General features: G+C 67.4%; 9 protein-coding genes and 1 other RNA gene. 3 read left to right on the forward strand and 7 right to left on the reverse strand.

The features are described 5' to 3' along the window. Positions 1–102: 102 nt before the first annotated feature. From G4G00_RS01310 to G4G00_RS01335, 6 genes are all read right to left on the reverse strand, one after another. Positions 103–2,544: an autotransporter outer membrane beta-barrel domain-containing protein gene (locus G4G00_RS01310; RefSeq protein ID WP_164270862.1), complete on the reverse strand. Its 2,442-nt coding sequence runs from the start codon at positions 2,542–2,544 to the stop codon at positions 103–105. A 214-nt stretch (positions 2,545–2,758) separates the two neighbouring features. Then, a complete protein-coding gene (locus G4G00_RS01315; RefSeq protein ID WP_164270864.1) occupies positions 2,759–3,070 on the reverse strand; it encodes an FAD-linked oxidase C-terminal domain-containing protein in 312 nt (103 codons plus the stop codon). A gap of 45 nt (positions 3,071–3,115) precedes the next feature. Further along, the gene (locus G4G00_RS01320; RefSeq protein WP_164270866.1) at positions 3,116–4,501 is read right to left on the reverse strand and encodes an FAD-linked oxidase C-terminal domain-containing protein; all 1,386 of its coding nucleotides are present in this window, start codon (positions 4,499–4,501) and stop codon (positions 3,116–3,118) included. After that, positions 4,498–5,142: a metal-dependent hydrolase gene (locus G4G00_RS01325; protein ID WP_164270868.1), complete on the reverse strand. Its 645-nt coding sequence runs from the start codon at positions 5,140–5,142 to the stop codon at positions 4,498–4,500. The genes G4G00_RS01320 and G4G00_RS01325 overlap by 4 nt, the downstream gene beginning before the upstream one ends. 110 nt (positions 5,143–5,252) lie before the next feature. Then, the gene (locus G4G00_RS01330) at positions 5,253–5,648 is read right to left on the reverse strand and encodes a YraN family protein (protein ID WP_108752171.1); all 396 of its coding nucleotides are present in this window, start codon (positions 5,646–5,648) and stop codon (positions 5,253–5,255) included. Beyond that, positions 5,611–7,332, reverse strand: coding sequence for a penicillin-binding protein activator (locus tag G4G00_RS01335; protein ID WP_108754725.1), 1,722 nt, complete (start codon positions 7,330–7,332; stop codon positions 5,611–5,613). Before G4G00_RS01335 ends, G4G00_RS01330 begins: the two co-directional genes overlap by 38 nt. Before the next feature lie 81 nt (positions 7,333–7,413). Between G4G00_RS01335 and rsmI the strand changes: the two genes are divergently transcribed. Both rsmI and rnpB read left to right on the forward strand, forming a co-directional pair. Continuing rightward, a complete protein-coding gene (gene rsmI / locus G4G00_RS01340) occupies positions 7,414–8,232 on the forward strand; it encodes a 16S rRNA (cytidine(1402)-2'-O)-methyltransferase (RefSeq protein ID WP_108752172.1) in 819 nt (272 codons plus the stop codon). A gap of 134 nt (positions 8,233–8,366) precedes the next feature. Next, positions 8,367–8,718, forward strand: an RNA gene (rnpB, locus tag G4G00_RS01345) — RNase P RNA component class A. A gap of 134 nt (positions 8,719–8,852) precedes the next feature. Here the strand turns inward: rnpB and G4G00_RS01350 are convergent. Further along, a complete protein-coding gene (locus tag G4G00_RS01350; RefSeq protein WP_164270870.1) occupies positions 8,853–9,641 on the reverse strand; it encodes an NRDE family protein in 789 nt (262 codons plus the stop codon). Positions 9,642–9,964: 323 nt separating this feature from the next. Here G4G00_RS01350 and mraZ point away from each other — a divergent pair, with 323 nt between their 5' ends. Then, positions 9,965–10,411 carry a division/cell wall cluster transcriptional repressor MraZ gene (mraZ, locus tag G4G00_RS01355; RefSeq protein ID WP_004143635.1) on the forward strand — a complete coding sequence of 149 codons (447 nt, stop codon included), beginning with the start codon at positions 9,965–9,967 and terminating at the stop codon, positions 10,409–10,411. Positions 10,412–10,415: the final 4 nt, after the last annotated feature.

Below are 10,415 nucleotides of genomic sequence, written 5' to 3' on the forward strand. Positions count from 1 at the left end.
CACCGTGCCCGGCGTTGTCCCCGGAGTCCGGGCTGGAGGCATGATGTCGAGTCGGGGTGAATCCCTCCCTTGGGCGGGAGAGGGATCCGACCCTAGAGCGCTTTACCAGCGGTACGCCACAGACAGATTACCGGTTGCCTCGCGATACCCACTGTCACCGCGCATCACACCAAGCCCGCCCCAGGCACTGAAACCGGAACGGAATTGCACCCGTGCACCCGCGCTCAGTTCATAGCGGTTGCGCGGAATGCCGGCCTTCAGCACTTCGTCGTCAAAGGCGATGCCATTACCCGCGCCATCGCGGTACCAGTTGGCCGCCAGGTACGGGCTGACCGAGGCACCCGCGGCCGAGCGCGACTCACCCTGCAGGCGCAGGCCGGCGCGACCAGACAGGCCGTTGTTGCCCGCTGCACGCACCACCGTGCCGTTGGTTTCGGTATGCACATCCGTCTTCGCATCGGTGTAGACCAGCTGCAGCTCCGGCTGCAGGCTCAGCGCGGTGTTGCCGATCTGACCGATGCCGAAGCGGTAGCCCGCTTCCATCGACGACTGCCAGATATCCGAGTCGTAACGCTCCTCGGCCAGGCCGTCGCCCTGCACGCGGTTGCGGAACTGGCCGCGCTGCACGCTGGCATCCACATACATGGCGTCGTTGGCCCAGTTGCCGTACACGCCCAGCGCGCCACCTTCCACCTTGCCGCGTGCACTGAAGCCGGTCACGTCCGAACGCGAAGTCGCGCTGCTGCGTGCGGCGGTACCCATCACGCCGATGCGGCCACGGCCGTCATCGAACACGCCGATATCCGCACCCAGCTGCAGGCGCGAGCGGTCCACGCGCAGGTCGAGCTGATCATCCACCGCGCCGAGCTTGCTCTGGGTGGCGTCCACGCGGGCCCAGCCACGGATGCCGTCCGCCGCAACGGCGCCGCCCTGGCGATCGCGGTAGCTGTGGCGCAGCATCTGGTCCATCGCGAACTGGTTGGCCAGATAGGCGCCGGTTTCCGGGCGCAGGATCGGCAGCGGCGGCTCCACAGGGTCAACAGGGTCAACAGGATCGACAGGATCGACAGGATCGACAGGATCGACAGGTTTGCACTCCGGCAGGCTCGGGTCCACCACGCACGGGTCTGGCACGGTGGCCAGCTCCGAGCGCAGGTACCAGTTGCCATTGGCGTCCTTCACCAGGAAGTACTCGTACTGGCCGCCCACGGCGCGGCCGACCAGATCGAACTGCGCGTTGGACGCGCCGCCGATGTCGATCAGCTCGATGCCGCGATCGGTCCTGGCGCCGGCGCCGCCGGCATTGAGTACGCGCACATTGGCCTGGCCATTGGCATCGCCGGCGATCACCAGCTTGTCGGTCAGCGAGGTGTCATCGCCCAGCTGCGTGTTGAACAGCAGCGTGCCGCCGTTACCGGTGAACTCATCCAGGCGGAGGGTATTGAAGCTGCTGCCATTGCCCAGCGACACAGTGCCGCCGGCGCCCAGGGTGAGGTGGCCGACAGTGCTGTCGCCGGTCACCAGCCAGGTGGCATCGCTGTCGATGTTGGCAGTGGTGACGTTGAGGAAACGACCGTCGATCTGCGCCTTGTTGCGCAGGATCACGTCCAGGCTGCCGTTGGTGACGGAGGTCCGGTCGAAGGTGAGGTTGCCTGCCAGGCGCGAATCATCAACGGTGAAGTTCACTTCCGTAAGTGCACTGCTGGTGTAGTCAGCCCCCACCAGCAGTAGATTGCCGTCGCCACCGTCCAGATGAGCGTTGTTGACCACGGCGATGTCGTAGGTGTTGTCGGTCAGTGGCATCACCTGCACGGCGGCGCCGCGCCCGGATTGCAGCAGGGAGTCATCGACAGTCAAGCGGACAACGCCGGTTCCATTGGCTGCGCCCCACAGCAGGGCGCCCACGTTTGCACCGGTGACGCCGGAGCCGTTCACGATGTCGATCGCGCCCACCTGCAGGCGCACGCCCAGGCCGCTGGCGTACGGCGACGGTCCACCAGGGGCGTCCTGCACATCGATGCGGCTTGCGTCTATCCGCGCGTAGGGGTTGGCGCCGTTGGTGGTGGCAAGGTTGATCAGATCCACACCGATCGCCTTCTGGGTGGTGGGAACCAATTGGTTGGTGTGGACGATGACGCTACCGCTGACCAGCCGGGCCGATGCGCCCGGGCCATCCAACGTGATGCCCCCGCCGGTGAATCGGCTGCGGGTGGCATCCAGAGAGGCACTGCCATACAGATTGATGGCACTCTGGGAAGTGGCGGCCAGTCCCGTACGATGCACCTCTGCACCGTCCAGGATGATGGAGGAGGTGTCGCTGGCGGCGATCTGGTTGCTACGCGCGCCGGTCACAGTCAGCTTCGATCCGTTGATCAGGGTCCAGGCCTCGACCGGATCGCCAGCGACAACGTCGGCCGTCTGGCCATCAAGGTCCCCCGCCAGTGCGGCGGCGGCGGGCAGGGTCGCCAGCGCGATCAGCAGGCTGCGGAGGAGCGGGCGCACGGTGGGCCCGCAGGTTGAGCGGGTATCGGGGGCGATCTGCATGGATGAATCCTTGTGTCAGGGAGGGAGACACGCGCCACCACACCGGGCCAACCGTATTCAGGTCAGGAGCCGTATTGCCTCGGTTCCTGTGAAACTCCCGTGAGGATGGGGACTCAAAGCGATAGCACGTGTCTTTGTTGGCCGCAGTGTCACGGCCAGCGCTCCGCCGTCCCATGCAAAAAGTTGCAAAGCGCGCTCAACACCCGGCATCGCTTCAGGCACCGTGCAGGACTGCGACACGGTGTCGCAGGTGCGTTGCAGCACGTTCATTCGCCGCGGATCGTATAGACGTGCCAGGTCCGGCAACACTTTGCCCGGGGTTGAGAATCCCGTGCGGGTCCAGTGCGGCCTTGATCGCGCGCATCGTTGCCAGCGTGGCCGGGGTGAACGCCTGCGCGATGAGAATGAAGGCTACGCGGATGGCTTTGGTAGAGTCGAGCTTGCTCGACTGCTTCTGGCAACCGTCGAACAAGCTTGACTCTACAAAAGCGAAAACAGCCGAACAAGGCTCAAATGCCGGGTTCATGGCCCATCGCTGTTGCGATGGGCCATGAACCCGCTCAATCAAGCGTTACACCGGCGGCAATACCTTGCCCGGGTTGAGAATCCCATCCGGGTCCAGCGCGGCCTTGATCGCGCGCATCGTCGCCAGCGTGGCCGGGCTGAACGCCTGCGCCATGAAATCGCGCTTGGCCAGCCCAATGCCGTGCTCACCGGACAACGTACCGCCCAGCGCCAGCGTCAATTCGAAGATCTTCGGCAGCGCGGCATGCGCGCGCGCGTTCTCGTTGGCGTCATTCGGGTGATAGAGGATGTTGACGTGCAGGTTGCCGTTGCCGGCATGGCCGAAGGTGACGATGGTCAGTGTGTACTCGCGTGCCAATGCCTGCACGCCAGCGACCAGGTCCGGGATGCGCGACACCGGCACCACCACGTCTTCATTGATCTTGCCGGGCGCAACCGTACGCAGCGCCGGCGACAATGCCTTGCGTGCGGCCCACAGTTGATCGCGTGCGCGGCCTTCCATCGCTACGTCCAGTTCGATCATGCCGTCGCCTTCGGCGGCGGTGGCCAGCGCCTGCAGCAGGTAGGGCAGGGTGTCGTGGTCGCCATCGGCTTCCACGAGCAGCATCGCGCCAGCCTCCGGTACCTCGGCACCGTTCAAGCGCAGCAGCTCCAGGCTGCGCGCATCCATGAATTCCAAGCGCGTGGGCACCACCGGCTGCGACATCAGTCGCGATACGACTGCAGCCGCGGCATCGGCGTCGCGGTACAGCACGCGCAGGCCGGCCTGGCTGACCGGCAGTGGGGTCAGCTTCAACGTGGCTTCCACGATCAGCGCCAGCGTGCCTTCGCTGCCGACCAGCAGGTGGGTGAGGTCGTAGCCGGTGGAGTCCTTGGTGTAGGCACCGCCGCAGCGGATCACCTCACCGCTGCCGGTGACCGCCACCAGGCCGAGCACGTTGTCGCGGCTGGTGCCGTACTTCACCGCGCGCGGGCCGCCGGCGTTGCAGGCCAGGTTGCCGCCCACGCTGCAGATCTCGGCGCTGGACGGGTCCGGTGCCCAGAACAGGCCGTGCGGCGCCAGCGCCTGCTGCAGGGTGCCGTTCAAGACACCGGGCTGCACCACGGCGCAGCGATCACCGGCACGGATCTCGACGATGCGGTCCATGCGGGTGAACGACAGCACGATGCTGCCCGGCAGCGGCACGGCCGCACCGGTGGTGCCGGTGCCGGCGCCGCGCGCGACCAGTGCCACGCCATGCGACCGGCACGCGCGCACCAGCGCCTGCACCTGTTCGATATCGGCCGGCAGAGCAACGGCCGCCGGGCGCTGGCGGCGCCAGGAATTGTCCTGCGCGTTCGCTTCCAGCGCGTTGTCATCCATGCGCCAGCCCTCCGCGCCCAGCAGGACGGACAGTTCGGCAACCAGGGCGGCGGGCAGGGCAGTACTCATGACGGTTCTCGCGGGACAGCAGGGGCAGGTTGGATCAGTTTCCAGGCGACAACTGCAGTGGCCAGCGGCAGCCACACCCAGCGCAGTTCCGACAGCAGCGTGGCCACGCCACGTGCGCTGAAGAACTGCGGAGCGAAAGGCGAAACGCGGATCGGCCGCCAGGGCGCGAAGAAGCGGTGTTCACTCCACGGCCAGGCCAGGGCAACACCCAGGCCGCCGGAGGTCATGGCGTCGAGCAGGGGATGGCTGGCCGCGCAGACGAAGACGAATACCGCCGCCTGTAGCGTGGACGCCACCGTTGGCCGCGCCGTGGTAGGTGCCAACCTTGGTTGGCACGAAACCGCCGACCAAGGTCGGCGACTACCGGAGCTGTGTGGCGCCGACCAAGGTCGGCGACGACCAAAGAACGCCACCAACGCTGCCAACATCGCCAACAACCCGGCAAACAACAGCGAATGGCTGGCCCCGCGATGCCCGAACGCATCGGCATAGGGAATGTGCAGCACGAACGCCAGCACATCGGCATCGGGCAACATCGCTGCCACCACGCCAGCGGCCAGCAGCCACGGCGGAATGCGGCCGCGATCGGCGGCGCACCACAATGCCAGCGGCACGGCGGCGTGGGTGATGATCGAAGGCATCAGTCACGCACCATGGTAGTGCCGGCCAAGCTGCGCTCTGGTAGGTGCCAACCTTGGTTGGCACAGAAACGCCGACCAAGGTCGGTCTCTACCAAGGCGGACGGTACCCATCAGCAATCATCCAAGCGGAATGCATCGCGCAGCCAAGACAGCTGCGGCGGTTCACCCGTAGCTTCCACCACATCAAAGCGGCAAGGCGCATCGGCCAGCGCGGGATGGTCCTGCAGGTACAGCAACGCGGCATGCGCCACACGTCGGCACTTGCGCACATCCACCGTGGCCGCACCACTACCGAAGTCCGAACGTGCGCGGTAGCGCACTTCCACGAACACTACGATGCCGGCGTCTTCCATCACCAGGTCCAGTTCGCCGCCGCGGTAGCGCACGTTGCGCGCGCGCGGCTGCAGGCCGGCCTGTTGCAGGTGCTGCTCGGCGGCGGCTTCCACCGCCGAGCCCCGTTGCAGATGCTCAGCGACCACCGGCGATCGGCATCGGGCGGCCACCACTGAAGGTGGACCACGCCGGCTGGCGCAGGATGTTGCCGTTGCTGTCCAGGTACAGCGTGCCGGTGGCGCCATCCAGGCCACCTTCGTTGGACAGCTTTTCCAGGTAGGCGCTGATCTTCCAGGCATCGGCGCCGAAGGCGAACAGGCGACTGGCCGCACCGCGCGCGCTGGGCAGGGTCTGCGCCACCTGGGCGGCCGAGGGCAGGCCGGACACGCTGCGTACGTTCCAGGCTTCGTTGGGGTAGATGATGCCGTCCAGCGCCACGTCCTCTTCCACCTTGCCGCTGCCAGTGGTCAACTGCGAGGTGCCCACGCGGGTGGCGCCACCGGCACCGGCCAGGGCCAGCTGCGGGGCCAGCAGGCGGGCCTGCGGCGCACGCACGGCCAGGAACACGGCATCGACCTGGCCCGCATTGCGGACCTGGGCGCCCACATCGCCCACCGCGTCGCTGATGCTGACGGTGGCGGCAACCGTGCCACCGCGCTGGGCAAAGCGCTGCGCGAAGGCGGCGGCGGCGCGGCGGCCGGTCTCGTCACTGCTGTTGATCACCAGCGCCTTGCTGCGCTCGCGGCCACGCAGGTATTCGGCGGCGACGATGCCATCGTCTTCCGGCGCCAGCGAGAACCCGGCACTGCCGGCCGGCGGCGCGTCCTTGCCGCGATTGAGGCCCAGCACCGGCACCGGCAGCTGGGCGCGGCCGTACACCGCGTCCACCTCGTCGCGGCCCAGCGGGCCAACCACGAAGTCCACGCCCGAGGCCACCGCCTTGTCATAGGCGGCCAGTGCACCGGCCGGGGTGCCGGCGGTATCGAAGAAGTTGATCTCCGGGCGGCGCCGGCTTTCGCCGTAGTACGCGGCCAGCAGGCCATCACGCACCGGCTGTGCCGCGGTGGCCAGGCGGCCGCTGAGCGGCAGCAGCACGGCCATCTTCGCCGGCGGGCGGTAGCCATCGCTCATGGCCGGCGGGCGCTTGCTGGTGTCGAACTGGGCCGCGCCGTCGCGGTCGAACGGGCGCGGCAGCGGCAGGCCGCGCGCAATCAGGGCGCGGCCGGCGAAGTTGTACAGCGGGTCGTTGGCCGGCAGCGCGGCGGCGCGGCTGCGCAGGGTGGCATCGTCCAGCGTGCCCAGCAGGCCGGCGATCGCGGCCTGGTTCTCGTTGCGGGCGGTGCCGGTCAGGCCGGCATGGGCGCGGGCACGCTCGGTCGCTGCGGCGAAGCTGTCACCGCTGGCCTGCAGGGCGCTGGCGCGGGCCAGGTACCAGCGGGTACGCAGGCTGGGGTGCACGTTGTCGCCGTGCTCCTTCAGCAGGGCCAGGGCCTGTGCCGGCTGCTTGTCGGCCAGTGCCAGCTCGGCGCTGGCCAGCTGGAAGCGCTGCAGGCTGGCACCGCTCAGCTGGCGGGCGGTCAGCTGGCCCAGCAGGCTGCGCGCGCGGGCGCTGTCACCGGCCAGGTGCCAGGCCCATGCCGCGTCGGCCAGGGTATTGCTGCGGGCGGTGCCGCGCAGGGTGGCGGCCTGCGCTTCCAGCTGCAGGGCCGCGTCGCGCGGCTTGCCCTGTTCAATCAGCGCCAGCGCCTGGCTCTGGGCCGGCGATTCGGGCGCGCTGGTCAGGCTGGTGGTGGCACAACCGGCCAGCAGCATCAGCGAGAGCGACAGGGCGGAGATCCGTGCGGCGGGCTTGTTCATGATCGGGTCCATGCGATGAGGGCAGCGGCCTTGGCCAGGTACACGCTACGATTCTACCCTTGCCCCGTGAGTACCGCTGAAATGAGTGTGCCAACCCTGTACGTCGTCGCCACGCCGATCGGCAACCTGGCCGATCTGAGCCCGCGCGCGCAGGAGGTGCTGCGTTCGGTGGCGGCCATCTGTGCCGAAGACACCCGCCGCAGCGGCCAGCTGCTGTCCCATTTCGGCATCCAGCAGCCGCTGGTGGCCCTGCACGAACACAATGAAGAGGCCCTGGCCCAGCGCCTGGTGTCGCGGCTGCAGGCCGGTGAATCGCTGGCACTGGTGAGCGATGCCGGCACCCCGCTGGTCAGCGACCCGGGCTTCCGCCTGGTGCGCGCGGCCCGTGCGGCCGGTATCAAGGTCAGCCCCATTCCGGGTGCCTGCGCCGCCATCGCCGCGCTGAGCGTGGCTGGCCTGCCCAGCGACCGCTTCAGTTTCGAGGGCTTCCTGCCGGCCAAGGCCAGCGGCCGCCGCGACCGCCTGCAGGCGCTGGCCGGTGAAGTGCGCACGATGGTGTTCTATGAATCCTCGCACCGCATTGCCGAATCGCTGGCCGACATGGCCGCCATCTTCGGCGGCGACCGCCCGGCGGTGCTGGCGCGTGAGCTGACCAAGCTGTTCGAGACCGTGCTCGATGGCGATCTGGCCAGCCTGCTGGCGCGGGTGGAAGCCGACGACAACCAGCGCAAGGGCGAGTTCGTGGTGATGGTGCAGGGCGCCGGCGACGATGAAGAAGCCAAGCTGGCCGAGGGCCGCCGGGTCTACGCTAAGCTGAGCGAGCACCTGCCGCCGTCCACCGCCGCCAAGCTGGCCGCCGAACTGACCGGCGCCCCGCGCAAGGCGTTGTACGGAAGTTGATGGAGTGTGCGGACCAAGGTCCGCACCCACTAGGGCCGCGCGATCGGTAGATCCACGCCACGCGCGGATGAACGCGCCGCGTGCCGCGATCAACCGGGCAGGAAGGCCGCGCGTAAGCTAGAATGTGCGCTGGCGGAGTCGGCCAGACAGTCGCGTCGTCCCTTCGGGGGTGCCGAGGAAAGTCCGGGCTCCATAGGGCAAGGTGCCAGGTAACGCCTGGGCGGCGCAAGCCGACGGAAAGTGCAACAGAAAGATACCGCCTACGTCTTCTTCGGAAGGCCGGTAAGGGTGAAATGGTGCGGTAAGAGCGCACCGCGAGTCTGGTAACAGACCGGCACGGCAAACCCCACCTGGAGCAAGACCAAATAGGGATCCTTTGGCGCGGCCCGCGTTGGATCCGGGTAGGTTGCTTGAGCGTTGCGGTGACGTAACGCCTAGAGGAATGACTGTCCACGACAGAACCCGGCTTATCGGCCGGCTCCGCCTCCTTTTTCGAGTGCCCATCCACGCATGGCGTGGATCTACCAGGCACGCCCAAGCATGGGGCCGCTCGTGCGTAGAGTCGAGCTTGCTCGACTGCATTGCGCCACGTACGGACAGTCGAGCAAGCTCGACTCTACTTAGAACGCGACGTGGCTTTCGCCCAGGAACGCGCCCTGCGCGCCGAAGCGGCGCTCGTGCATCTGGCCGTGGCCGTCGTGGTCGATCAGCAGCACGGTGCTGGCGCGGGTGCCGTAGTCGTCACCGCGGATGAAGGCGGGGCTGAGCCAGCGCTCGCGCTCCAGGCCGATGCCGGTGTCGGGCAGGTCGCTGTCGGCCGGGCGATGTTCGTCGGCGAGGGCTTCCCAGAGTGGGGTCAGGTCCGGGGTCAGAGCCCTTTCGCTTTGCGAAAGGGATCCGACCCCTTCTTCTTCCAGCCAGGCCGAGAGCGCGGCCATCAGCCGGCGGGTCTTGGGCCACGGGGCGTCCAGGGCGCCGTTGGACATGCCGTGCACGCCCGCATCCAGCGTCTGCCGTTCGGCGGGGTAGTTGCCCAGGTATTCCAGGGTCTGGCCATCGGCCAGCAGCAGGTTGAACGGGGCGTAGGCGCCGGCCACCGCTGCCAGACGGTCCATGTGCGCGCCGGCGGGATCGCGCCCGCGCAGGAAATCGGCCACCAGCGCGCCACGCGACGGCCCGCTCTGTGCGGCCAGCGGGTCGCGCACATTGGTGACCACCGCCATGCGGCCCTCCGTTCCCACCCCGGCCCAGCCGCCACCCGAGCGCAGGTCGCGCCCGCCGATGATCGCCGGTTCGTTTTCCCAGGGGGCCAGCGCCGCCGTGGGGCGGGCGTGGAACTCATCGCGGTTGCCGACCATCACCAACCGCCAGCGCGGGTGCTGAAGCCAGCCAAGAGCAAGCAGGCACATGGCGTCATTGTGCCCGGTTTGCGCATTGTGGCGCCGCTTTCAGCGCGAACTGGATGAATGCGCGGCCGATGTTTCACGCCTTCTACACGCCCCTGAACTTCGGTTCAATCTCAAAAATTGAGACGGATCAGCAACTTGTGGATAAGCCTTGAACAATTCTCTAAACATTGCTGCAAGCCATTGATGCGGCAGGCGATTTCCCTACTGAAAAGTTGTTGACAACCCTTGGCCCGCTGCTAAGGTGGGCATCAGAGGGAAATCCGGGTGTTTTGTGGGTTTTCGTGGTTCAATGTTTCACCGGGCGAAGGATAGGTGCACGCGTCGTGTTCCAGGGCGAGACGGCCATCACAGTTGACGACAAAGGACGCATGGCGGTTCCCACCGCCTACCGCGACCTGGTCGCGCGTGCCAGCAACAACCGTCTTGTCCTGACCTACAACCCGTTCGAAGCCGGCTGCCTGTGGCTGTATGCAGAGTCGGAATGGGAACGGGTCCGCGACGATGTGATGTCCAAGCCCAACACCCAGCGCGTCGTGCGCCTGTTGCAGCAGAAGCTGGTCGGCTCGGCCGCCCACCTCGAGCTGGACGGCAACGGTCGTATCAGCATTCCCGCCAGCCACCGCGGTGCGGTGGGCATTGAAAAGAAGGCGGTATTGCTCGGTATGGGCGACAAGTTTGAATTGTGGAGCGAGCAGGCGCATCGGGCCCTGATCCAGCAGACATTGTCTGACGAGGATCTGGGTGATGGGCTTCTCGATCTGAAGTTGTGAGCCG

This window comes from Stenotrophomonas sp. B1-1 (genome assembly GCF_010894375.1).
Taxonomy (GTDB): domain Bacteria; phylum Pseudomonadota; class Gammaproteobacteria; order Xanthomonadales; family Xanthomonadaceae; genus Stenotrophomonas.